This window comes from Thalassoroseus pseudoceratinae (genome assembly GCF_011634775.1).
Classification (GTDB): Bacteria; Planctomycetota; Planctomycetia; order Planctomycetales; family Planctomycetaceae; genus Thalassoroseus; species Thalassoroseus pseudoceratinae.
Map to the genome: position 1 here is coordinate 638676 of NZ_JAALXT010000005.1, position 24172 is coordinate 662847.

Annotated in this window: 19 protein-coding genes; 17 read left to right on the plus strand and 2 right to left on the minus strand. The window is 56.3% G+C overall.

Going from position 1 to position 24172, the window contains the following annotated elements; genetic code table 11:
* Window positions 1-198: 198 nt before the first annotated feature.
* From G6R38_RS20240 to G6R38_RS20320, 17 genes are all read left to right on the plus strand, one after another.
* The gene (locus G6R38_RS20240) at window positions 199-4035 is read left to right on the plus strand and encodes a S8 family serine peptidase (protein WP_166830529.1); all 3837 of its coding nucleotides are present in this window, start codon (window positions 199-201) and stop codon (window positions 4033-4035) included.
* A 256-nt stretch (window positions 4036-4291) separates the two neighbouring features.
* Window positions 4292-4699 carry a hypothetical protein gene (locus G6R38_RS20245; protein ID WP_166830531.1) on the plus strand — a complete coding sequence of 136 codons (408 nt, stop codon included), beginning with the start codon at window positions 4292-4294 and terminating at the stop codon, window positions 4697-4699.
* A 132-nt stretch (window positions 4700-4831) separates the two neighbouring features.
* Window positions 4832-6616: a biotin--[acetyl-CoA-carboxylase] ligase gene (locus G6R38_RS20250; RefSeq protein ID WP_166830533.1), complete on the plus strand. Its 1785-nt coding sequence runs from the start codon at window positions 4832-4834 to the stop codon at window positions 6614-6616.
* 272 nt (window positions 6617-6888) lie between these two features.
* Window positions 6889-7155, plus strand: coding sequence for a hypothetical protein (locus tag G6R38_RS20255; protein ID WP_166830535.1), 267 nt, complete (start codon window positions 6889-6891; stop codon window positions 7153-7155).
* Between the two features lie 91 nt (window positions 7156-7246).
* Window positions 7247-7822 carry a ParB N-terminal domain-containing protein gene (locus G6R38_RS20260; protein WP_166830537.1) on the plus strand — a complete coding sequence of 192 codons (576 nt, stop codon included), beginning with the start codon at window positions 7247-7249 and terminating at the stop codon, window positions 7820-7822.
* A gap of 111 nt (window positions 7823-7933) precedes the next feature.
* Window positions 7934-9199 carry a hypothetical protein gene (locus G6R38_RS20265; RefSeq protein ID WP_166830539.1) on the plus strand — a complete coding sequence of 422 codons (1266 nt, stop codon included), beginning with the start codon at window positions 7934-7936 and terminating at the stop codon, window positions 9197-9199.
* 25 nt (window positions 9200-9224) lie between these two features.
* Window positions 9225-9611 (plus strand): hypothetical protein, encoded by a 387-nt coding sequence (locus tag G6R38_RS20270; protein ID WP_166830541.1) that lies wholly within the window; start codon window positions 9225-9227, stop codon window positions 9609-9611.
* Entirely contained in the window at window positions 9541-11043 is a 1503-nt protein-coding gene (locus tag G6R38_RS20275) for a terminase large subunit domain-containing protein (protein WP_240928300.1), read from the plus strand. Before G6R38_RS20270 ends, G6R38_RS20275 begins: the two co-directional genes overlap by 71 nt.
* Before the next feature lie 98 nt (window positions 11044-11141).
* Window positions 11142-12494, plus strand: a complete 1353-nt coding sequence (locus G6R38_RS20280) for a phage portal protein (RefSeq protein WP_166830543.1) — start codon at window positions 11142-11144, stop codon at window positions 12492-12494.
* 220 nt (window positions 12495-12714) lie between these two features.
* Window positions 12715-13431: a hypothetical protein gene (locus G6R38_RS20285; protein ID WP_166830545.1), complete on the plus strand. Its 717-nt coding sequence runs from the start codon at window positions 12715-12717 to the stop codon at window positions 13429-13431.
* 149 nt (window positions 13432-13580) lie between these two features.
* Window positions 13581-14042: a hypothetical protein gene (locus G6R38_RS20290; protein WP_166830547.1), complete on the plus strand. Its 462-nt coding sequence runs from the start codon at window positions 13581-13583 to the stop codon at window positions 14040-14042.
* Window positions 14043-14188: 146 nt separating this feature from the next.
* Window positions 14189-15385: a phage major capsid protein gene (locus tag G6R38_RS20295; protein WP_166830549.1), complete on the plus strand. Its 1197-nt coding sequence runs from the start codon at window positions 14189-14191 to the stop codon at window positions 15383-15385.
* 128 nt (window positions 15386-15513) lie between these two features.
* Window positions 15514-15792 (plus strand): hypothetical protein, encoded by a 279-nt coding sequence (locus G6R38_RS20300; protein WP_166830551.1) that lies wholly within the window; start codon window positions 15514-15516, stop codon window positions 15790-15792.
* Window positions 15789-16283 carry a hypothetical protein gene (locus G6R38_RS20305; protein WP_166830553.1) on the plus strand — a complete coding sequence of 165 codons (495 nt, stop codon included), beginning with the start codon at window positions 15789-15791 and terminating at the stop codon, window positions 16281-16283. The genes G6R38_RS20300 and G6R38_RS20305 overlap by 4 nt, the downstream gene beginning before the upstream one ends.
* Before the next feature lie 27 nt (window positions 16284-16310).
* Window positions 16311-18221 carry a hypothetical protein gene (locus G6R38_RS20310; protein ID WP_166830556.1) on the plus strand — a complete coding sequence of 637 codons (1911 nt, stop codon included), beginning with the start codon at window positions 16311-16313 and terminating at the stop codon, window positions 18219-18221.
* Between the two features lie 66 nt (window positions 18222-18287).
* On the plus strand, window positions 18288-19301 hold the full coding sequence (locus G6R38_RS20315; RefSeq protein ID WP_166830558.1) for a hypothetical protein: 1014 nt from the start codon (window positions 18288-18290) through the stop codon (window positions 19299-19301).
* Between the two features lie 136 nt (window positions 19302-19437).
* On the plus strand, window positions 19438-20361 hold the full coding sequence (locus G6R38_RS20320; RefSeq protein ID WP_166830560.1) for a hypothetical protein: 924 nt from the start codon (window positions 19438-19440) through the stop codon (window positions 20359-20361).
* A gap of 150 nt (window positions 20362-20511) precedes the next feature.
* Here G6R38_RS20320 and G6R38_RS20325 read toward each other — a convergent pair whose 3' ends face one another.
* Window positions 20512-20715, minus strand: coding sequence for a hypothetical protein (locus G6R38_RS20325; protein ID WP_166829175.1), 204 nt, complete (start codon window positions 20713-20715; stop codon window positions 20512-20514).
* Between the two features lie 258 nt (window positions 20716-20973).
* Complete coding sequence (locus G6R38_RS20330; protein ID WP_206028652.1) at window positions 20974-24015, minus strand: PVC-type heme-binding CxxCH protein; 3042 nt, start codon at window positions 24013-24015, stop codon at window positions 20974-20976.
* Window positions 24016-24172: the final 157 nt, after the last annotated feature.

Genomic DNA, 24172 nt, shown 5'->3' on the forward strand with positions numbered 1-24172 from the left:
ATTCCATTGGACAACCCAAAACTCTCCTCATCCTCATCTTACGGGGCGTTTATGAATCTGTCACGCGGAAAGTTCGGGAATCTCCCCCCTCGCTTACGAGTTCCTACCGGGAATCCCTACATCAAGTGTTGTCGGCCGGCTCATTGGCCCTCTATGCTGTATTGAAGTTCAACCGCACGTCTTAGAGACCGACCCATTATGATCACTCATCGACTTACACGCTGGCTCCATGTCGCTTTGTTTGTGATTGGACTTTCGTCAGCCCCCCCGATTTTCGCAGACCCATTGGCGGCTCCATTTCCCACGACGGGGTTGTTGCCGAAAACGGAAATCGGTGCGTTACGGTTTCTGAAGGAGCACCCCGAATTCGATGGGCGAGGCGTGCGGGTGGCGATTTTCGATACCGGCGTTGACCCTGGTGCCGTCGGTCTGCAAACCACCCCTTCCGGTCAGCCGAAGTTCATTGACTTCATCGATACCACCGGCAGCGGCGACGTGGATCTGCAAGAGACCGTCAAGCCGGACGGCAACCAACTGCCAGGACTGACCGGTCGCAATTTGAAACTCGATCCGCAGTGGAAGAATCCCGAGGGCATTTATCGTCGGGGGATCAAACGAGCGTATGAGTTGTTCCCCTCCGCCCTGGTGAGTCGCCTCAAGAAAGAGCGGAAGAAAGAGTTCCTCAAGAAACATCGGCAGGTGGAAGCGGAACTTCGTGCCAGTGTCGCGACTTGGGAAGACAGCGGATTGAAACTCACACCGACCGAGAAAACGCACCTTGCGGACTTACGGGCCCAACTGAAAGCGCTTCAGACTCTAGAGAACACTTACGAAGATCCCGGTCCGGTTTACGACGTGATCGCCTTCAACGATGGACAGCGATGGCGTGTCGTGGTCGATACCGACGAGGACGGCGACCTCACCGATGAAGACATACTCACCAACTACCGCGACGAACCGGCCTACGACACGTTTGACGAAGAAAGTCTGCTCAACTTCACCGTGCGTTTCGACGGCGATTGCTCGCGGGCATCGTTGGTCGTCGCGAGCGGATCGCATGGCACGCATGTTGCCGGAATCGTGGCGGCTCACTACGAGAACCAACCGGAGCTCAATGGCATTGCACCGGGGGCGCAGATCGTTTCCGTCAAGATCGGCGACACTCGGCTGGATGGCATGGAGACCGGGTCGGCTCTCGCCAGGGGTGTGCAAGCGGCCCTCGATTTGGATTGCGACCTGATCAACATGAGCTACGGCGAACCGACCAGCACGCCAAACGTCGGCGATTTAATCGATGTCTTTTCCAAAGCCGTCAATGAAAAGGGAACGATCTTCGTCGCAAGTGCCGGGAATTCAGGACCGTGTTTGACGACCGTCGGCGCTCCCGGCGGAACGACATCGGCCGTGATCGGTGTGGGGGCGTATCTGTCTCCGGAAATGGCCGCGACCGCGTATTCCTTGCGAGAACCAATTCCCGGCAGTGCGTACTCATGGACAAGTCGCGGACCGACTGCCGATGGAGATTTCGGTGTCGATATCTTCGCTCCCGGTGGAGCCATCGCTCCGGTTCCACCTTGGACACTGAACCGCAGTCAGCGAATGAATGGTACATCGATGGCCTCCCCCAACGCGTGTGGTGCGATCGTGTTGCTGCTTTCGGGATTGAAAGCCGACAAAATTGCGTACTCCCCGTACAGTGTCCGACGAGCGATCCAAAGCACCGCGGAACCGATCCGCACGATTGATCCGTTTGCTCAAGGCCCCGGTTTGGTGCAAGTCGATCGGGCTTACCAACATCTCACTACATTCGCCGATGCACTCGCCGAAGACTTGGCATTTCGCGTTTCGGTGTCGGGACGACATCACGACCGAGGGATTTATCTGCGGGAACGGAACATGACCGATTCGCCGCAAGAATTCCGTGTTCAGATCGAACCGGCCTTTCCCGAAGCCACGGAACCGCAAACGAAAGTCGATTTCAGTTTGTCGTTCAACTTCGAACCGTCCGCCGACTGGATTTCTTGCGGACGTCATATGTTGATGACCAGCGATGGCGGTTCGCTGGCGGTACATGTGGACCCCACGCGACTTCGTCCCGGTGCGTACGCGGAATCGATCGCCGCCTTCGATGCCACTCGGACCGACCGCCCCGCGGTATTTCGCATCCCGATCACGGTCGTCGTCCCGACGCCTAGCGACACCGACGATCCAGCACGAGTCGAACAATCCATGAACTTTGGACCGGGGGATGTCGGTCGTCTCTTTGCCGCCACTCCCGCCAATGCGACATGGGCAAACATTACACTCACGCTCAGCAAGGAAACGTCGGAAACGACTCCGGTCGAACCCAAACGGTTTCTGATGCAAACCGTGCAACTGCTTCCCGGTCGCACATTCGAAACAGCCATGAAGCGAAACTATCTGCTGCTTCAACCCGGCGAACCTCGCGTGATTTCGATTCAAACCACGGGGAGTCGACTGCTCGATGTCAGTTTGGTGCAAGATTATTCCAGCCTGAAGGAATCGAATGTCCGAGTCGAAGTCGAGTTTGAGGGACTCCAACCGGATGTCACCGATCTCGCGCTCACCGCGGGTGCTCTTGGCAGCCCGGTGTCAGTGACGGCGTTGACCGGGAAAGAACGCTTGAAACCAACCGCTCGGTTGGATCGGTTGCAGCGTTTCGTCACGCCAAGCGATGCCAGTATCCGCCCACTGTCGGACACGGATTCAAGCAACGCCGAGCAACTCTACGAACTCGAAACGACCTACGAATTCGAGCAATCGAAATCGGGAAAGGTCACGCTGCGATTTCCACAAACCGACGATTTGCTCTACGACTCACCGATCATTTCGCACCTTTGGAATGTCCACGATGCCGGTGGGCAACTCGTCGCGAGCGATGATGTCTTTCCGGAAGCGACCCAACTCGAAAAAGGTTCGCACACGCTGACCGTCAAGTTCTTCGATACCGATCCGGAACGCTTGGAAGACTTGTCTGCGGTACCGCTCGTAATGGAACGCAAACTGAGTTCTTCGATTTCCCTGAAGGTTTATCCGTCGCGAACCGCTGCCGCCGCCGAACGCGGCACCGTGTCCACAACACGATTGCAGCCGGGCGAATCGATGGACTTGTTCGTGGCGGCTCCGACGTTGAGTTCCCTTCCAAGCTCCGTGCAACCCGGTGATCGGCTGTTGGGAACCATTCACTACGGCGAGGAAAGTTCTTCGTCACTGGCGGGACGGCGGCCGAACGGTTGGCCGATCGCATGTTTGATTCCGGCGAATTCGAAGAGTCCATCAAAAACGAACTCGAATTCTTCCAGTGACAAGCCAACCGATCTCGCCGCCGCCATGCGGGACGCAGAAATTGCCTATCTAAAGTCTTTGTCTTCGCCGAAACAAGACCAGGAGTTTGAGACGTTAGCAGCGAAATTGCTGAAGTCTCATCAGGACAAATTGCCAATTCTGTTGGCAAGATTGCATCGGTTGGACAACGAGAAACGCCGGAAAGATCATTTGCCTAAAGTGGTGGATGCAGCTGATGCGGTGCTAGCGGAGATCGACACCGAGGCTTTGCAAAAGCACTTCGGCCAACGCCTCGATGAAGACGACCCGGAAGCGGTCAAAGAACGCAAGAAATTCGAGAAACTCCGCGACACACTGACTGACACGCTCTATCGCAAGGGCAGGGCGATTGGGTACCAGGAACTGCCAGACGTGGAGGAGAAACACCCCGTTAAAGATCCCAAAGCTCTCGATGCGGCCTTTGAAGCGAACTTCAAGGAACTCGCTCGATGGGTCGACACCACGGAGAAGAAATGGGATCTGCTGCATATTCGCTGGCTGCGTCGCAACGAACGATTCGGTCAGGCTCTCGAAATTCTCAATCGTGATTTGAAGGACTCCGCCCCGGATTATTGGAGACTCAAGAAACAACGGGACATCTACGAACAACTCGATTGGCTGCACGCCGCAGACTACGCGAACCGATGGCTCGCCATCCGCTTCCCGGACCGCGTCATGAAAACTCGCTAAATGGAATCAGCGGTTCTCCGGTCGTCCGCATCAGAGTGTGACCGAGAGGCAAGCCGAACTCGGAATTGATGGACGTCATTGACGTAACCGAGGGCGGCCTGCGTTTTCTCAATGCTTGCGGACACAAAAGACGGCCGCGCGGTCTAGCATGTTGAATCAAAGAATTCTATAACCAGCACTCAACGGAGAAAACGTACGCGTCTGATTGTGACGTTTCCAAAACCGGGTGGCATCACCCTCAACAGAAAGACGACTCATGAGCATGACGCTCCGCATTCGGATGTACCGCGACGGTCAAGTCGTCGAGGGTGATCGGGAATACAGATTGGCCTTCGAAATGGCCGAAACCGTGGACGAACTGTGTGAACAAATCGGTGTGATGGAACTCACGAACTTTTACGATCACTCCGACCTGGAAGCCGAGTTCGCCGCCGACGATGAATTCCCCGAAACCGATCAAGCCTGGTTCACCGCCGCCGATGGCCTGACGACTGTGGAAGCCGTTCTATCCTCGCTACACGATCAACCGGTCTCGTCGCTGCCAGAAGAACTTTCCGACGACGAGAGCCGGGAAAATCTGATCGACGAACTCGAACACTGCCGCAACACCCTCCGTGAAGCCCTCTCGGAAACGTTACCGTTCCATCTGCGAGTGGTGATGTAGGACCGATGATGAGTTGACGAGGTCTGGTGTGATGAATTGAATTTCCTCGGATTGGCACATCGGTGACAGATGTAAACGTTCCCGATAACCCGTCGCGGTCCTCCGACTCCTCCCTTTCATCCTCACTCCGCCATGCCCGCCTCGAAACGTTTTTCATCGCTTGATCCACTCACCGTCGGCACACTGCTTGGTGTGTTGGCGGCGTTGGCGTACACAGGGGCGAACACGTCGTTGCGGTTTCTCGCCCGCGAGAACAGCATGGACTGGGCGTTCTGGGTGACGACTTGGAAAAGCGTGCCGGCGGCGCTCGTGGCGTGGGTCATCATCGGCTATCGGATGTCGCAAGGTTTGGTCGCGTTGCCACCACGGAAAACGTGGGGCGTGCTGATCGCCGGCGGTTTGATGATGCAGATCGGCGGCAACGTGATGTTCCAATGGGCGTTGTCGTACATCGGCCTCGCGCTGACGGTGCCGATGACGTTCTCGACGATCCTACTTTCCAGCGCGATCCTGGGACGCATCTTCCTCAACGAACCGGTCAACAAGCAAACGCTGATCGCAATTGGTTTGTTGATCCTCGCGATTTGTAGCCTGAGTGCCGGAAGCGGTGAGTCGGCCCGTTCCGTCTTGGAAACCGTGAGCGTGACGGAAGTGTTGCTCGCGATTGGGGCGGCCATTATCGCAGGAACGGCTTACGGATCGGGCGGCGTTTTGATCAAGCGTCATCTCACCAGCGAATTGCCACTCGCCGCGACACTTGTCTTCTTCAACACCACCGGCGTGGTCGTGTTGGGCGTGTTGAGTGCCGTACGTCTCGGTCCCGCTGAACTGATGAAAACCGCCCCGCTGGATTTGACAGCCATGCTGACCGCAGGCGTCTTCAATGCCATCGCGTTCTTTTCTCTCGGTGCGGCACTGCGGCGAATTCCCGTTGTGCGAGCGAACCTCATCAACGCTTCGCAAGCCGCGTTATGCTCGTTCGCCGGCGTGATGTTCTTTCACGAAGCCGTCACGATTTGGCTGTTGATTGGCTTCGCACTAACCATCGCTGGATTGATCATCATGGGTCGGAAGACACGTGTTAGAACGCAGGCGGTCGACAACACGGAATCGGCGTCAGATACGCCTCCGAGCATGACGGACCCAAGCCAATTCCGATCCGAACTTCTGGAGAATACGTTCCTCGAATTCATTGAAATTCACCAAGAACTTCCATCGACGAACGATCGTGCATTGGAATTGGCGAGTGAAGACGACCTGCAACTCCCGGCGTTGGTTTTGGCTCATCGACAGTCAGCCGGACGTGGTCGCGGGGCGAATCGGTGGTGGGCCGACAAGGGCACATTGACGTTCTCGCTGATCATCGACGCTCATCACTTCCATGTTCCGCCGGAACGCTGGACGAAGATTTCCCTTGTCGTTGGTATGGCGATCTGCAAGGCCACGCATGAGTTTCTTCACCCCAAACGTCCGAGTCTGAAGTGGCCGAACGATGTGCTCATCGACGGTCGTAAACTCTGTGGGATTCTCATCGAGATGCCCTCTGCGGGATCGGGTCGTGTGGTCATCGGCATTGGTCTGAACGTCAACACGAACTTTGAAACCGCCCCCGAAGATATCCGCAGTCGGGCGACCTCGCTTCGTGACGAAACTGGCCTCGACCACAACCTGAATGAAGTTTTGCTCATGGTGCTGCGGGCATTGGAAACGGAACTCACCGGTTTGGCAAACGATGTCGATCTGCCGAGTCGTTGGGACCGTTGGTGTTGGCTGACCGGTCGCACGGTTGAAGTCGAAAACGGCCAACCAGCCACGCATGGTCTCTGTCGTGGCATCGACGCCGACGGAGCACTCCTCATCGACACCAATACCGGCACGAAACGCGTCTACTCGGGTGTGGTCCGAAGCATTTCGTAACACTTCTTTGACGAAGCTGTCTGCGTGTGCCACTGGCGTCTCGCCAGTGCGGTCGACCAGAACGCTCTCTCGCCAAGGCACAGCTGCCACAGCCGTGGCAAACATCTCTGGCAGCCCCGAACGCAACACCGTACCAATCGATCGGCGCGTACGTGATCCACATCTCGCACACGATTCGGGCCGAAATTGCCCTTTCCGACGAGCCACTCGGAACCAACAATAGCGCAACTTTGTTCACATGAAGTAAACGCTATCGGGGAAGGAGCCCAACCATGTCGGTCGTGAATTCTCGCAACGAAAAGATCCTGCTGCCGCGATCGGGAGCGGACGGATTTTGGCGAACGGTCATGGACCATTATGCCGGAACCGACACGCTCCGTTGGAAGTATCTGGCAATGCTCGCCCTCCGAGAAAACAGCGGTTGGCCGTTGGACACCATCGGCCTCGTCTTCGAGCATCCTCGCGGCCATGTCAGCCGGTGCTTGAGGAAAGTCAAAGCGGAACTCTGTGAGCAATTCAGTGCCGACGGCTTCGAGTGACGTGAGGCGTGGAAGACAGAAATCCGCCTCACGCCTGACTCCTTACGCCTCCCTCGATTGATCTCTTCCTGATTCGGATTTGGAAACTGATATGCAACTCCGCACGTTACCCATCACGGACCTCAAACCCGCACCGTACAATCCGCGGGTCGAACTCAAACCGGGCATGCCGGGGTATGAACGCTTAGCTCGCTCGTTGGATGAATTTGAACTCGTTCAACCGGTTGTTTGGAACGAACAGACCGGGCACGTGGTTGGTGGGCATCAACGTTTGTCGGTCCTGCGGGATCGCGGTGTGACGGAAGTGCCCGCCGTCGTGGTGTCGTTGTCCCTCGAACGAGAAAAAGCACTCAACATCGCTTTGAACAATGCGAATGTCGGCGGCGATTGGGACCCGACGAAGCTCGTTGAGTTGCTCTCCGATCTCGACGGACAAGAAGACTTCGATGCCACCCTCACCGGCTTCGACGCCGAAGAATTGAAGAATCTCGTCCTCGCCCCCGATCCAAATTTCGCACCGGAAACGTCCGAAGACACGCCGGAAACCGAACCAATCGTGCAAGTCACCTTCGAAATCCCCGAAGCCGATTGGCCGGATCACCGCGAGCGTTTCGATTCGCTCATCGCGGAACTCGACCTGAAAGTCCACGTGCGTCTGCCATCCTAAAGATGTGAGGAGTAAGGCGTGAGGTGTGAGGCGAAATACTGTCTTCCACGCCTTACCCCTCACTCCTCACGCCTCACATTTGCCACATTCCCCAGCCCCAAACTGTTCGACATGCAACTCAACGTCTCCTACGACCTCCGCCCCAAGCGGGCGAGTGTGAATACGTCGATCGTGATGGACGGATTCGGCATCGGTTTCGAAACCGGTCAACACACGATTGCCGAGGATTTCGAATTGCCGATCAGGCCCGACGATGTCGTGTTGTTCACGGGCGCCTCCGGTTCGGGTAAATCGAGCTTGATGCGGAACACGGGTGAGCAACTTCGAGATCAATCTGGGACGAAAGTCGTCAACGTCGATGACTTGGAACTCCCCGACCGCGTGCTGGTCGACGCCCTCGGCGTGCCGGTGCATGAATCGTTGGCATTGCTCTCTGCATGTGGATTGGCGGAAGCGCGGTTGTTGTTGCGAACTCCGAACGAACTGAGCGATGGGCAGCGGTATCGGTTCCGATTGGCGCTCGCACTCGCTCAGCATCCGGATTGGGTGATCGCGGACGAATTCACCGCCACGCTTGATCGCACACTCGCCAAGATCGTCGCCTTCAACATCCGTCGACTCGCCCACCGCACGGGCATCGGTTTTCTATTGGCGACCACGCACGACGATGTCGCGAGCGATCTCGATCCGTCACTTCACGTTGTGTGCCGACTCGATGGCCGGATGGAATGCACACGGAATGACGAACCCATATCGCCGCGAAAGATCAGTTTTTTCGACGACCTCAAAATTACCGTCGGCAGCAAGACCGATTGGCCCGCGTTTGCCGATTGGCATTATCGCAGTCATCACTTGGGGTTGGTGAAACGTGTCTCGGTGCTTTGGCATGGCGAGGAAAAAATTGGCATCTGCGTGTTCGCGTCGCCGCCGATTTCCCTCTCGCAACGCAATCGGTTTTTCGGATTGAACGGCGGATGGTCACGCACGTCGTTGCGAGCGCTCAATTCGCAACTTGTGACTTTATCACGAGTCGTGTTGCATCCGAGTTATCGCGGGGCGGGGTTGGCGGCGTGGTTCATTCGCGAGAGTTGCCGAGCGTGTCCGTGGCCTTGGATCGAAACGCTCGCTCAGATGGGGCATCTCAATCCGTTCTTTGAAAAAGCCGGGTTCGTCCGCGTGGGCGTGACGCAATCGAAGAACCAATCTCGCAGAGGACATTCCGCAATCTACGGAGGGAACCGCAATGGCCAAACGAAAATCAGCCACGAAACCCACGAAAAAAGCCGCCACTCGCAACCGGTCTACTACGTCTTCGACAACCGCTCCGAAGCGGCCAGGGACCAGGGGCAAGAAGTCAGAGCCGGAAAAGAAGACTGAGCCAACGCAACAGTCTGAACCGGAAGTGCTTTCAGTCGATCAACAATTGGCAGTGCTCCAATTGCTGCAACGCGGGGCGAGTCCGGCGGGAGCGATGCAGCAACTTGGTTTGTCGGTCGATGTGTTTCTGCGAACGGCTCTCAAAGATTCCGACTTTCACGAACGCACCATCGAAGTGACCGACGTGCTCAGCGGCAACGTCAAAGCGGTGCTGTATCGCACGGCGATGGAAGGCAACGTCTCCGCGCAACAAGCCTGGTTGAAGTTGTTCCCCTCTCGCATCGACAACCGCGAACCGCCGACACCCGCAACGTTCGACGAAATCTTGGAGACGCTCAGCGATGACCAACTGGTTGAATTGGCCCGTGCGATGGGCGTTGATCTGCCGCACGAAATTAAAGACCACCCATGATCAGCGGCAAGCCAGCCGCTCCCCTGAAGCATTTCGATCGGCTATGCGATTGAGTGAGAACGCAATCGAATCCTTTGGGAATTTGATTCAACCTTGGCAAGCCCTCGACTTCGCCGCTCTCGATCCCGCTTGGTTGTCGCTCGCTGGTTATGATGTGAAAACCTCTGTCCGACGAGCCTGGATCGAACGGCCCCGCGGTCACGGCAAAACGGCGGACATGGCGTTGCAACTCGCGTGGATTCTGTTGTTCTCCCAGCATCGCATCGAAGGCTTAGCAGCCGCTGCGGATCGCGATCAAGGCACGCTGATTCGCGATGCGTTGTTGCGGTTGTCGCTGGCGAATCCGGAATGGTTTTCGTCGCTGAAGTTCTGTCGACATTGGGTCGAACACAAACACAGCGGCAGCCGACTAACGATCATTTCGTCGGATGTTTCGAGTTCCTACGGGGCACTCCCCGACTTCGTGATCTGCGATGAACTTTGCCACTGGGAAAAACCGGACCTCTGGCATTCGCTCGTGTCCTCCGCTGCAAAGCGTCCGAAGTGCGTGTTGGCCGTGCTGACGAACGCGGGCGTCGGTCAGGGTTGGCAGTGGGAACTCCGTGAAGCCGCACGAACGAATGCGGAGAGTGACCACCCAACATGGCACTTCTCCAGCCTCGATGGCGTGCAAGCTCCGTGGCTCGATCCGCATCATTTGGAGGAGCAGCAGGCGTTGCTGCCGAAAGAGGTTTACGAGCGGTTGTGGCTCAACCGTTGGCAACAGTCCGACGGTGAATTCGTGACCCTCGCCGAAGCGGAGGCCTGCCGAGATGACGAGTTGATTTATCACGCAATCGGCAAAGGGGATCGGCAATACGTCGCCGCCGTCGACTACGCCGAGAAACACGATTTGACTGTCGGCGTGGTGGTGCATCGCGAGTTGTTCGAGGACGGTTTTCGCATCGTCGTCGATCGCATGGATGTCGTCGCTCCTCAGAGAGGTCAACCGACGCGAGTCGATTGGGTCGATGCCTGGATGCAAGAAATCCTCGCGGGTTTTCCGCATGTGCGGTTCGTGCTGGATGAGTATCAATTGGTCAGCGTGATTCAACATTGGGAAACGCGGACGGATGTCACGCGGTTCCCGTTCCGTGGCGGCATTGGCAATCATCGGTTGGCGACGACGTTGCGAAAACTCATTCTGCATCGCGAACTCGCCTGGTATCCCGGATGTGGACAACGCAACGACACCCACACACGCGACGACCTCGAAACCGAACTCGCTTCGCTGCTTTTGAAACAAAAATCCGACGGCCACATTCGCATCGATCATCGTCCCGACGGTCGTCACCACGACGACCGCAGTTTCGCACTCGGAGCGGCGTGTCTGCATTTGCTCGATGAAGAGTCACCGCCGGAGTTTATGCGGTTTGATGGTTTCATCGCGTGATGCTGATGTAAGGCGTAAGGAGTGAGGCGACGCAAGCGGGATTCGTGGGCCTCCACAACCCACAACTGACCACTAACAATCTTGAAAGGATTCGAACCATGCTCGGTTTTCTGCAAGATCAATGGAACACGCTTCGTTTGCGGGCTCGGTATCGCCGACTCGTGCAGGAACAACTCGTTTCACTCACCGAGGCCGACAGGCCGCAACCGGTCGCAGATGATCCCGGTGATTGGATGTTGCTCGGCGGCGAACGCGGGGTTTCGGAAACGGAACGGCAAGACTTGCGGACACAGGCTCGAAGGTTGGTGCATGAGCATCCGCATGCTCGGAATGTCTTGCGGCTATTGGAAATCTACGTGACTGGCCCAGGGTTTCAGTTGAATGCGGCAAGGTTGGCCCCGAATGACGGACCGGAATTGTCTCAATCGGTCGATCGCATTTGGCAAAGATTCTTATTCAGGAACCAACGACATTTCAGCATCCGCGAATTTGCTCGCCGAGTGTGGCGGGACGGCGAGTGTTTTCTGCGGTTGTTCGTCGATGAACATCAAACGCCAACGGTGCGATTCATCGACCCCGAACAAATCGGCGAACCGCCTGAATACGCGGGCACGCAGGGCATCATCACAGAACCGGACGACGTGGAAACGCCGCGACTCTATTTGCTGATCGCCCCTAACGATGGCCGTCTACGAACCGAGATTCCTGCCGATGACATTCTCCATACGCGGCGGGGTGTAGACTCGAACGAAAAACGCGGCGTCACTTGGTTCGCACCACTGATCGAACCGCTCGCTCAATTTGATCGTTGGCTCGACACGGAACTTACTGCTCGGAAATTGCAGGCGTCGATCGTGCTGTGGCGAAAGGTGCAAGGCGGACCTTCGCGGGCCAGTTCCGTCGCAGATGCCTCTCAAACCGGGTCGCTTTACGAGCATGGTGGCACGACGCGGCGAGAACGGTTTCGGGCGGGCACCATCCTCACGACTTCGCAAGGTACGGAACTGGAATATTTGCAACCGAACACCAACTTCGGTGACGCCGTTCCCTTGGGACGTCTCCTCCTATTGTGCACGGCGGCGGGTTCCGGGTTGCCGGAGTTCATGCTGACCAGCGACGCCTCCAACGGCAATTTTGCTTCGACGATGGTCGCCGAAGGACCGGCGGTGAAACTCTTCCAAGCCGAGCAACAGTTCTTCGCGGCGGAACTGGAACGCCTGTGGGTATGGGTGATTCGGCAGGCGATCGCACGGGGCGAGTTACCAGAGGACACGCTCGAACGCGTCCAACCGGAATGGACATTCCCGCAACTCGTCGCCCGAGATCGCAACAAAGATCGGCTGGCCGACGTGCGGCTGGCGAATGCGAAAATCCTCAGCCGAGCCGAAGTCGCCCGTCGTGACGGCACCAACCCGACCACTATGCGGAGCGAAATCGCTGACGAAGAATGATGATGTGATGAGGTCTGGTGTGATGATTTGAATATTCCTTGCCGTCGGTTTTCACCGGCGGCTTTTTGTGATTCGTAGGGTGCGTCGTGACGCACCATGTGATCGACGTTGAATGAGATTGGTGCGTTGCGTTTCACTCCACGCACCCCACGAAAATCTGCGCAACGTACTCGGCATAGGTTGAACACGCATGTCACTCACTCGAACGAAAGGACCGACGATGACTGTGACATCGGAACCGCCGTTGCAACAGTTGGCCGAGGAGATCCGCGATTGGCGGAGCGATGGTTTGATTGTCGATCGCGAGAATCGTTACGTGCGGAACGTCGCTCTCGCGGGCACTGTTTCCAAGAATGGATATCGTTACACCGAGCAGGCGTTGCAAGAGGCAACGTGCCTGTACCGCAATAAACCGGTGTTTCTCGATCACGCACCGTCGGCATCTCGAGCGACGCACCGCAGCACCCGCGATTTGGTTGGCTCGATCGTGAATCCGCGATTCGAAAACGGTCGCGTGCGGGGCGACATCCGTGTGATCGATACCGAAGCCGGTCGCACGTTCCTCGCTCTCGCCGAGTCGGATGGCCCTTCCGTCGGAATGAGTCACGTCGTCCTCGCCAAACGAAATGCCAACGGCACGATCGTCGAGCGATTGGAACAAGTCGTGAGCGTCGACGCGGTCGTCTTCCCGGCTTCGACTGTGACGTTCCGTGAAAGTCATTCGCCAGCGGGCGACGATCAAGGTGAGACGTTGACGCTCTCCAATCGCATCATGGACGAGTTGAATCAAATCCGCGAGCAAATCGCCAACCTGCACACCAAACGCATGGTTCCGCCGATCGTTTCCCCAACTCGCCCCACCAGCGGCGAACGCCAACCGCCCTCGACCGAAACCCTGACCGACGCCCAAGTGCTCTCCGCGTTGCGACAACGATAGTTCAGGCGACAGAAGTCACTTCGTCGGGTGCGTCATGACGCACCATCGGCACAGCAATCGTTTCGAAGAATCGGTGCGTCGCGACGCACCCTACAACAACACAACTGACAACCAACAACCAACAACCCACAACCCACAAAGGAAACAACATGTCCAATCAATTTCGATTCCGCAGCGGGCAGATGGCGCTTCGGAAAGTTCGCGTGGATTCGGGAACGGTGATCGAAGTCGGAGATTTGGTTTTTCTCGATACTGACGATGCCAAACCCGCGTCCGATTTCACTTGGGACACGGACCTCGCCACCACGCAATCCGCGTTCGCCACCGTGTTCTTGGGTATCGCTCATGAAGCGAGTGCCTCGGGCGAGACCGATCCGATCTCCGTCGATACCAGCCCGCTCTCCGTCTACGAGATGGATGTCGCCAGCGGTGCCTACGAAATCGGCGACGAACTCGGGCCGGATGAATCGTCGTCCACGCTGACCGATCAACAACTCGAAGCCGTCGGCAGCGGCGCGACCGGAGTCGCCTTTGCCGCTGAATACAAAACCTCCGGAGCCACCAAACTCCGCGTGCAGTTCAAATCCGCCTTCCACGCGGCGACGGCGTAGCCGCTTCGCGGGAGGTAGAGGGTCGTGGGTGGAGAGTTGCGAGTAGAAAACCCACCTCACACCCGACGCCTTACATTAACCGAACCGCTAGTCGACTCTCGGATTCAGACACAACCAACAACCGACCACTCACAACGGACAAAACCATGCCACACGTCAATCTCTCGATGCTGATCGAATCCCTTGGGCCGATGGGGTTCTATGACCGCGTTTGCTCGTTGCTTAACGAAGGGCAACTTTCGTCGGACGAGGTCAGTTACTACGAACTTGCGGATGCCTGCGGAGTGTTGCCGCGGTTGCGGTCGATGAATGAATCACTCTCGCCGACCGCTCATGTGTCCGCGTTGCTCTCGGAAGCCAATCCGGGCGTTGGCACGAATTTGTTTCAAGTCGTGACGGCGGAACTCATCGGTCGGCAAGTCATCGCGGGTTATGAGGACAGCACCGGATTCATCGGCGACAAACTCGTTACCGTGATGGCGAGCAAACTTCGCAACCAGAAGATCGCTGGCTTCAAAGCCCTCGCCGGTCCGACGGATGTTCCCGAAGGGCACTCTTATGAAGAGTCGAGCTTCGAGGACAAATACGTCACCACCGAGGAAACCAAACAAGGCCGAATTCTCTCGATCAATGAGGAACTCATCGCCTTCGATCAGACTGGCGAGATCAATCGGCGAGCGCGGGCACTCGGTTACTATTTGCGACAGGAACGTGAACGGACGATCGTGCGGGCCGTCACCGATGCCGACGCCGGCAGCGGCAAATATGTGTACCGACCCAGCGGCAGCGGCACGTCGCTGTATAAGACGGACGGTTCGCATCGCAACTGGATCGGTGCCGGCAACACGACCAGCACCGACTTCGACGCCGCCGTCCCGCTCGTCGATTGGACTGACGTCGAAACCGCGATGTATTACCGGGCTACCGAAGTCGTCGACGATCGAGTGGACGGCACGCCGCGTCCGATCGTCGCACCGGTTCGACAGTTGCTCGTGCCCGAGGCGCTTCGCGGCACGGCTCACAGCATCGTGAACTCGACCGAAGTCACCATGACCGACGGCGACAACCAAACCCGAGTGGCCAACCCGGTTCAAGGTCTGGTCGAAGTCCTCAGTTCGCCGTTCATCGACGAGCAGGGTGGGCAAGCCGCAAGCGATTGGTACATCGGCGACTTCCGCAAGCAATTCGTGTGGAGCGAAATCTGGCCGGTGCAAACCTTCCTGCAACGCGGCGACAGTGCGGCGGCGTTCGAGCGAGATGTCGTCCTTCGCGTGAAAGTTCGGCATTACGGCGGCGTCTCCGCCGTTGACACTGCCTTCGTGACCAAGGTCGATGGAGCATAGTTGGAAGATGTGAGGAGTGAGGCGTAAGGGGTGAGGCGTCGAATGGAAATCGCCTCACCCCTCACACTCCATGCCTCGCATCATCGCACCAGACCTCATCACATCATCATCTTCACACGGGGAACACGATGAGCGACCTTGACGACCTGTCCTCGGTCAGCGGCGACGAACTCAGCGAAGACCAGATTCGCGGAATTCTGGCTCAGATCGATTTGGACATCACGAACTTGCTCCGCGATGGCAAACTCTCGGCTCTCAAATACTCCGTTGGCAGCCGAGAGGGACGCACGACCGATCGGGCGGCGAATCTGCGGGCGCTTCTCGAAGCTCGTCAGCACTATCAACAACTTCTGAATTCGTTGCCGAGTTGGACGGTCTCACGTGGTGAAACGGAGGACGATTCGTGAGCGACTTCGATGACATCTTGAACGCTGACGCGCGATTGTTTCAGTCCGATTGGTCCGCGGTTTCCGTCTTCCAGCTGGCTTTGTATGACGGCGAAAGTTACACGAGCCTTCCGGGTGTGATCGTTTCAATTCGCGTGGGCGAGCCATGGGACTTCGAGCGTTACAAAGTTCCCCTGAAAACAGGCGACGCGACAACGGGCATGACGCCGAACGGCGTCGACATCGAAATCCGAGCACGGATTACGCCAGAAACCGGGACCGATACCGTGCTCGATGTGTTCGCGGAAATCGAAACGCTTCGACAAACCTTGCACGACATGACCGATGGGCAATTCGCTCTTTTTTTACATCACGACGAGTTCGCGAATCGGTATTTCCAAAGTTGCTCCGTCGTCCGCATGGACTACGACGCGTCCGATCCAACGATGTTGGACTATGTCCTGAAACTCCACGCCGACGATCCGGTCATCTACGGCGGGGACGAGTATTGAGTGGACGCGACGTTTGAATTTCCAATCATGCCCACGCAAAGCCGTGGGGATGACACCTGTTTCATGACACACACGCGAAATTCGTTCACGCCTTACGCCTCATTTTCTACGCCTCACACTGGCTTCGACACCATGCGACGCATCTTGCACTACTCTGAAACTCCCACGAACTACACCGGCGATCTTTCTGATCGCGCGATCCTGGGGGCGTGGTTTGAACTTCATCGCCAAGGCGGTTGCGGAGCCGGTGAGGTTCGGTTGCATGATGCGTTCGCAGATCGGGAGACGATCGCGGTCGGGGATTGGCTGGCGTTCGAATACGGTTCCGGGAACCGCTGGTATCTGGGTCGCGTGAATTCCCGAGAAGCGACCAGTCCGGCAGTTGTTGCTTTCCGACTTGAGGGCATGACGGCTCAGCTGGACAACGTGTTTCCCGGCGGGTTCGGTGCGTCGGCCAACGGCATCGCTCCGCATCGGTTCGCTCAGACCGACTTGTTCTCACTCGACCCGGATCATTCGGCGGAAACCATTGATTCTGTCAGCGGTCCAGCGGATGTCGTGCGTGTTCTCGTTCAAGATTACGTCACTCCGAACACAGACATTCTCTACGATGCCGACCGAATCGACGAACCCGCAAACGCCGCGAACGTGACGAGTCTCAAAATTCGCGGAGCGGAATCGGTCACATCGCTGTTACAAGATTTGGCCACTCGCGCACGGGGAGCCAATTGGGGCGTTGACGAAACCGGCACGTTCTTCTTTGAACCGGCCCCGACCACACCCGCCGCTATCTGGCAAGAAGGTCGCGATATCACCAAACTCGAAGAGACACTCGATCGACGGTTTCTATTCAATCGGATGATTCTGACGGGGGATCGAATCTACGCCGCCGACTCCAATGGCACGCAATCGAGTTACCGTTGGCAAGCTCATTACGTTCAACCTCAGAGCCGAAGTTCGTACGGGGAACGCAGCATCCGCGTGAGTGTGCCTTGGATTCGCACCGCTAACGATTCCCGGGCGTTCGCTCGCGAATTCTTTCGACTCTACGCCGAACCCACCCCGAAAATCCTGCTGGAAACCAGTTCGCAAGACACGCTGTTTCGACCGTGGACGGGAACTGTGCGAGTCGAAAATCAGGGCGGCGAGGAACTGATGACCGCCGTCGCCGAGACGGTGCGAGTGCTTTTCGATCACTCGCCACGATTTCGTTTTGAACTTGGTCCAACTGACCCACGCACATTTTGGTCGAAGCTTGGCCATGATAAACGCGAGGAATTGCCGCGAAACCCGGTCAGCGGATTCGGGGGCAGCGAGTTGACACTGACTTCGGAATCGAGTTCCACCGACAGCGGTAGTGTCGTTGTTCTTGATCACTTCACCGACACCCAGTTCACGTTGATTGAAAACCACTCGCCCGATGTCGGGGGAAATTGGCAACGGTGGAATTCGAATTGGTCGATCGGGGTCATTGATGCCAACACCGTTTCCCCCGATGGGCCGAATGCGTTGGCCGCCATCAACGCATTGACCGCGGACGCTGTTGTGTCGGTTTGGATGAAGCAATCGAACGGCAACTCGCCGAGCAATGGTGGATTGGTTCTGCGACTGGTCAACTCGCTGAATTATTGGAAGCTGATCGTCAATTACGCATCGCAATTACTGGAGTTGATCGAAGTCGTCGCCGGCACGCCCACTGTCCGTGATAGTACAAGCGTTTCCGTTCAGGGCAGTTCGATGGTGTTTCTGGAAGCCACATTGAACGGCAACGCAATCGTCGGTCGAGCCACATACGGGGCATCCGCAACACAGGCAAGTGTCAGCGACAATACCGCGTCTTCATCCGGAACCTCACATGGGTTGTGGGCCAACTTCCTGGACTCGTCGGAAGGCGATATTCCCCATGCATTCGATGATTTCCAAGTGCAAGAGTTGTAGTCGATCGTTGGAACATTGTGTTTGAAGACGGATCACTGACGCACGCCCTGGTTGGAGAGCAAGCTGATGACGGCGGTATTCTCTCGATTGCAAACGGACGGTTCCGAAGTCGCAATTTCGATCAATAACCTTTACGCCGGTCCGCAGCCGTCGGCATGTTGGTTGATTGGTGGCGGGCCGTCGTTATCGATGCTACCGATTGCGGAAATCGCGGCCTCGCCATTGCCGAAGATGACAATCAATCTCGCTGGCACTCGGCTGATTCGCCCCACGTTCTGGACCAGCTACGATCCAACCGCACGGTTCCATCGCAGTGTGTATCTCGATCCGAGTATCACGAAATTCGTCCACCGACGTCGAGCGATGGAGATCGTGCCAGATTCGACATTCAAGGTCTGTGAATGTCCGAACGTCATCGCCTTTGATCGCCAGAAACGCGGATACCGCGAATTCGTCTCCCCCTCAGCAACCGGTATTCTGGATTGGTCCGATTCGTTCGTGCAGGCGATTGATTTGCTTTATCAACTTGGCTTTCGCATCATTTATCTGGCTGGGTGTGAGATGCGTGTACGACTTTCGACGCAGCAAAAAAAGCTCGCCACCACCAAAGGGGTCTCTTATGATGCTCGTCAATCGTTGAGAACGTTTTTGCGAGACTGCAAACGCAGCGGAATCTCAGCGGCGGAGTTCGATAATCTTCCAAACCTTCAGCAATACCACTTCGACGATCACAAACCATTCGCGGCGGCGGTGCAGACGGACTGGCATTACTTTCGCATCACCCAAATGCTGCGACTCTCGCGAACGGCGATGGCCACAGCGGGATTACAACTCGTCTCGGTCACGCCGCATAGTCGACTCAATGACTTCTTTCCGTACGTGCCCGCCCGCAAAGTGGCTCGATTCGTCGAAACGTTCATCGGTTCTCCGAATCACGAACCCGTGCGGGGATTGTTAAGCCGTCAGGAACCTCGATTGCCCAATCTGCGAACGTCCCTGCAGGACATTCCCTCGCCAACGAATCACCGCGACGACTCTGACTTTGTCATTGAAAGCGAAGGCCCGATTCGCTGCCACTGAGTAGTTCGATGAACTTTTCGCGGTATTGGCCTCCGTTTTCTACCGCGATGGCCTGGACCGCACGGCCGATTTTTCTAAGAATTCCGAAGCTGATCAATTAGCGCGACCCCGATGGTCACTCACCCGGAACTGACCGATGCCGATTCAATTTGCATGCCCCTCCTGTGCCGCCGCGATTCGTGTTGACGAGTCGGCCGCCGGGAAAAAAGGAAAATGTCCACAGTGCGGTCGGGAACTGATTATTCCTCGCCCCACTTCCGCCGCACCGCAGGCAGGAGATTCTGGTCTCCCGGCAATTTCCGTTCAAGAACCGACCGCAGCACGGCGGTATTCGTCGCGGCGTCGAAAACGGTCTGGCTCACGATTCTGGTCGATCGCTGCACCGTTGGTGCTGTTCTCGATTGTCGTTGGTACGATGGTCTTCTTACTTCGGGAATCGGAACCCACCTTGGAGGGGAAACTCCCGGGAGAGGTGATTGCCGATTTCGAAATGCCACCGCAGTTGTTGGCCGCTCAAGACCTGGGAATTTCCGAGGAGGAATTTCAATCGTTATTGGAATCCGTCCGCGAAAATCCGCCACCAATTGGCATGATTCCCAAACAGTTGCGGTTGGTCATCGAAGCCGATACTGACGCGATTCGCGTTGGTTTTGAGAAGCTTCCGCAAACCGAACTGGTTCGCGTCACGGTTGATGCCGATCGGGAATTGTATTCGTGGTTGCTGGAACACCGGGCCGAATTGGATCGAATTCAACGACAAGCGGCCGAGGAAACATTGGCGGAATTCGTGAAATCGCTGCAACGATCTTACGACGAAGATCTTCCATTCGACACCGCAAGTTGGGCATCTCGGTTGGTGACACTTTTTGAGAACGGATTCGGATTCGCCACCGAAGCGGTTACGAAGACGAGTCGTGCCCGTTGCGTCTATGAAAGCGACGAGGGCGAGCTTCATTTTCTGTTGCCAGAGTCAACAAAGACGTTCCGACTCGAAGAACGCGAAAACAGCCCCGCAAAATTTCCCGGTAGCTACACGATCCAACTCGAGAGCAGTCGCTAACCAATTGCAGTGTTTTGCCGGGGCATCCGAACGCCAACCGCGCATAATAAAACGCTTCCCAATGACAGGGAAGCGTTAATCGCTGATCGAAGTAATCCGGCGGAAAACCGTGTTCCGATCGTCTGTATTAAGTGTGAAATCTCGTTCGCCTTAGGCTTGTTCGCGATCAATGCGGGTCATCTCGTCCAAGATGACCGGATGCCAATTGGCGGATCGTTCGCTGGAAATGGCGTAGTTCTTGCGAGCCCAAGTGCGAAGCCGAAGTTCTTCGATGAAATCTACGGTAGAGGTTTGATTGGCGAGCGTGTCCACTTGCCCGTTGATGACATTGGGAACGTCAGTCACGGTACTCATCGTTTTCATCTTTCCTATCAAGAACGATTCGGCTTTGAGATGTCAAAGAACAAGTCATTGACCATGAGCCATGCAGTGCGATATCTACGGATAGACCTCGATCCCTCTGCATCCTCACGTGCGGGAAAACATTACCATTCTCGTACCGCTTGATTCAAGCCACTCCCAAATAAAAAACCACATTTTTCTTAAAAAAATTGGAACTGCCGCGAACCTTTGCTGAACTGAACCATCGACCAGAACTTTTGGCGGAGTCGATTATCGGTTTGTCGTCGACACCGGCAGACGTTTGGCCTCGGGATCTTCCGGCGGACGATCGAGCATGAGGAACTCGAATAGATCGAGCAACTCTTGAGGCTTCAACTGTTTCTCCAGACCTTCGGGCATCAACGACACTGGGCTGACCTTCTGAGCCGCCACATCGTCTCGGGCGATAACTTCTTGTTTGCCACCTTGAATTTTCAATACAATTCGTGTGGGGCTGTCTTCGACGAGCAAACCGGTCACTAGTCGACCATCCACCGTAGCCACCGTGACGGCTCGGTAATCGGCTCCGATGACCAAACTTGGATCGAACACATTGGACAGCAATTGCTCCAACGAACTCCGACCATTGCGGGTGATATCCGGCCCGACTTCCTTGCCCTCGCCATAAATTTGATGGCATTGACCACAGAGCTTGTGGAACACGACTCGTCCAGCTTTGGGGTCGCCTTTGCCGGCTTGAATCTTTTGTTTCCATTCCTCGATCAGCTGTTCCCGAGCCGGATCGCGGCCATCGCGGACAACTCCCCAGTGCTGCCGAATGCTCTCGGCAAGTTCTTCGTCTCCCGTCGCCATCAATCGCCGAACTTGATTGACGTTCAACACGTTCGCCGAGACTTTCTCTTCGCCGATGGCGGCCAATAATTGCTTCGCCCAACTTGGGCGTTGTGTGAGCAGTTCGATCGCCTTCGGTTGTAAGACGGGCTCTAGTTTCGGCCAACTGGATAGCAAGACTGAGGCAATCTCATCTGATTGAAGTCGACCAAGCGACACCAACACCGCTTCCCGAAACTCGAACGAATTCCGTTCCGGATGCTTCAAGACCGTTGCCAAGTTTTGCGGAAGTTCGACGTCTTGAACGGCCACCAACGTTTGTAGCGCTTGAGTACGACGACGCGCGGACGCAGTCGAGTTGGTGAAGACATCTCGAACATCTTTTCTTGCGAGTTGATCACCCCATAGCGCGGCCATTCGTTTCGTGATGAAAGCCAATTGCGCTTGGTCAGTTTGCCAGATTTTCTCGAATTCCGCTTGGAGATCCCGACGAATCAATTTCAACTCACGGTTTTCGATCTCTCCAGACTGCACACGATTGACGATGCGTTCCAAACACAACCGAGCCGCGTCGAACTGCTCCGCCCGAATCAAACTGCCGACCAAATTGGAAACTCCAACGAGGTTCGGTGTTTTGTCGGAAATGGCAACATCGAGCACGCGAGGCAACAAGCCGATAACGTTCCTTGAATCCGCGTAGTTGGAGTTCGATGCCAACGAAAAGTAGAGGTTCGCGTCGTTCTGCAATTGCGGCAACAAGTTCTGCCAGACGATGTGCGGAATCAGCGGATCGTCGCCGCAACGATCGAGCACCCGCATCAAGGTCGGCATCGTGGACAGTCGATCGAGTTTCGCCGCAGCGATGGCAAGCTGAAGCTGCACACGCGGCGAATCTTCGGTTGAAACCATGTCGGCGAGACGGTCATCGACTTCCGCTGCCACCGAACCCAAATTCCCCGCCGCACGCACACCCCACTTGCGAACTTCCGGGTCCTGGTGGGACAGCAACTCCAAATGAAATTTTGGATCCAACCGATGCGAACCGATCAGTGCGAAAACGGCTCGCATTCGCACCTTCTGGGAAACTTCGTCCAGCACAACCTCGCGTAACCGCTTCCGTGTGTGATTCGCCAGCGACGATTGCGGGTCCGACAAACGCTCTGACAGAATCCGCTGAGCAACACTCGCGAAGAAACCGTTATTGCCATGCAGTCGTTTGATGAGTTGTGTGTCTGTTTCCTCGGCGAGATTGAACGGAGCAGGGCGGGGCGTGTTCTTGTAGCGAACTCGATACAGTCGCCCTTTCAGCCGGTCGATGCCTTTCGGGTCACGGTTCGCATCTTGATAACAGTGATACCGGTCGTACCAATCGAGCACATACAGCGAACCATCCGGCCCGGTCTTTTGATCGACTGGCATGAACCAGACATCATTGGCGGTCAGGAAGTCCGGACGCGGTTTGGCGAAGTACGTCGCCCCGCGATCTTCCAGCGTATCGACATTCACGCAACCGCCGTGAATGTTGCCCATATAGAGATGACCGCGGTACTCCTCGGGGTAGGCATCGGAATCGTAATATTCAATGCCGCAATAGGCAGCCATCTGATGCTTGTGTTTGACGATCGACCCCAACTTCCAAGTGTGCGGTGGATACGGACCGCCTTGCCGATGGTAGTATCCGGTTTCGGTCAGATGCCACAAATGGTCGATCACGCAAGCACTGATGAACGCATCCCCTACCGGATTGAACGCCACGCCCCACGGGTTGCTCGTGCCTTCACAGAAGACTTCGAACTCCCAAGTTTTGGGATGAATGCGGAAGAGTGCGCAGGTGAAACGGAACCCGTTGGGATTGTCTTTCGCGTGTGGCGAGTTCGCGGGATACTTCACATGACTCGCGTTGAAGACACCGTTCAAACCATAAAGATAGCCATCCGGTCCCCAGGTCAACGAGTTCGGCAGCTCATGCGTGTCGTACCGTCCGAAACCGGTGACGACCACTTGAGAGGTGTCGGCTTTGAGGTCGCCATCGGTGTCTTGCATGAACAGAAGATTGGGAGCGTTCGCCACCCATACGCCGCCATGACCAACCGCAATTCCGGAGGGAATATTGAGCCCGTCCGCGAAGATTGTGGTTTTGTCCATCCGGCCATCGCCGTCGGTGTCTTCCAGAACTTTGATGCGGTCACGACCGGGGCCGGGTTCACGACGGGGATACTCGAAACTCTCCGTCACCCACACGCGGCCTTGTTCGTCGAACGTCATCGAGACGGGATTGACGAGGTCCGGTTCCGAAGCCACCAGCTCGACCGCAAACCCGTCCGGCACGGTCATCTTTTGGATTGCGTCTTGTGGGGACAATGGCGGTCCTGGGGGTTGGCTTTGACGACGCGGAATGAAGTCATCCGCCATCACTGAACCAACGAAGCTCAGAACCAGACCGACTCCACCCCACAACCATCCCACGCGAGCGTCTTGCATCGGATTCCTCGTTGATTGACGAGATTCAGAACTCAAGAGAAGAATTCTGTTATACCGAAAACCCATTCAAAGATTGAGCGAGTCTGGCATCGCAAGCCGTCGTGCCTTCCATAGCGCAATAAAAAAGCCCCACGGTTTCCCGTGAGGCTTTCGAGTC

Bases quoted from the DNA above. Each gene is read 5' to 3' on its own strand.
- G6R38_RS20240 (WP_166830529.1), top strand. From the start codon at position 199: ATGATCACTCATCGACTTACACGCTGGCTCCATGTCGCTTTGTTTGTG.
- G6R38_RS20245 (WP_166830531.1), top strand. From the start codon at position 4,292: ATGAGCATGACGCTCCGCATTCGGATGTACCGCGACGGTCAAGTCGTC.
- G6R38_RS20250 (WP_166830533.1), top strand. From the start codon at position 4,832: ATGCCCGCCTCGAAACGTTTTTCATCGCTTGATCCACTCACCGTCGGC.
- G6R38_RS20255 (WP_166830535.1), top strand. From the start codon at position 6,889: ATGTCGGTCGTGAATTCTCGCAACGAAAAGATCCTGCTGCCGCGATCG.
- G6R38_RS20260 (WP_166830537.1), top strand. From the start codon at position 7,247: ATGCAACTCCGCACGTTACCCATCACGGACCTCAAACCCGCACCGTAC.
- G6R38_RS20265 (WP_166830539.1), top strand. From the start codon at position 7,934: ATGCAACTCAACGTCTCCTACGACCTCCGCCCCAAGCGGGCGAGTGTG.
- G6R38_RS20275 (WP_240928300.1), top strand. From the start codon at position 9,541: ATGACCAACTGGTTGAATTGGCCCGTGCGATGGGCGTTGATCTGCCGC.
- G6R38_RS20280 (WP_166830543.1), top strand. From the start codon at position 11,142: ATGCTCGGTTTTCTGCAAGATCAATGGAACACGCTTCGTTTGCGGGCT.
- G6R38_RS20285 (WP_166830545.1), top strand. From the start codon at position 12,715: ATGACTGTGACATCGGAACCGCCGTTGCAACAGTTGGCCGAGGAGATC.
- G6R38_RS20290 (WP_166830547.1), top strand. From the start codon at position 13,581: ATGTCCAATCAATTTCGATTCCGCAGCGGGCAGATGGCGCTTCGGAAA.
- G6R38_RS20295 (WP_166830549.1), top strand. From the start codon at position 14,189: ATGCCACACGTCAATCTCTCGATGCTGATCGAATCCCTTGGGCCGATG.
- G6R38_RS20300 (WP_166830551.1), top strand. From the start codon at position 15,514: ATGAGCGACCTTGACGACCTGTCCTCGGTCAGCGGCGACGAACTCAGC.
- G6R38_RS20310 (WP_166830556.1), top strand. From the start codon at position 16,311: ATGCCCACGCAAAGCCGTGGGGATGACACCTGTTTCATGACACACACG.
- G6R38_RS20315 (WP_166830558.1), top strand. From the start codon at position 18,288: ATGACGGCGGTATTCTCTCGATTGCAAACGGACGGTTCCGAAGTCGCA.
- G6R38_RS20320 (WP_166830560.1), top strand. From the start codon at position 19,438: ATGCCGATTCAATTTGCATGCCCCTCCTGTGCCGCCGCGATTCGTGTT.
- G6R38_RS20325 (WP_166829175.1), bottom strand. From the start codon at position 20,715: ATGAGTACCGTGACTGACGTTCCCAATGTCATCAACGGGCAAGTGGAC.
- G6R38_RS20330 (WP_206028652.1), bottom strand. From the start codon at position 24,015: ATGCAAGACGCTCGCGTGGGATGGTTGTGGGGTGGAGTCGGTCTGGTT.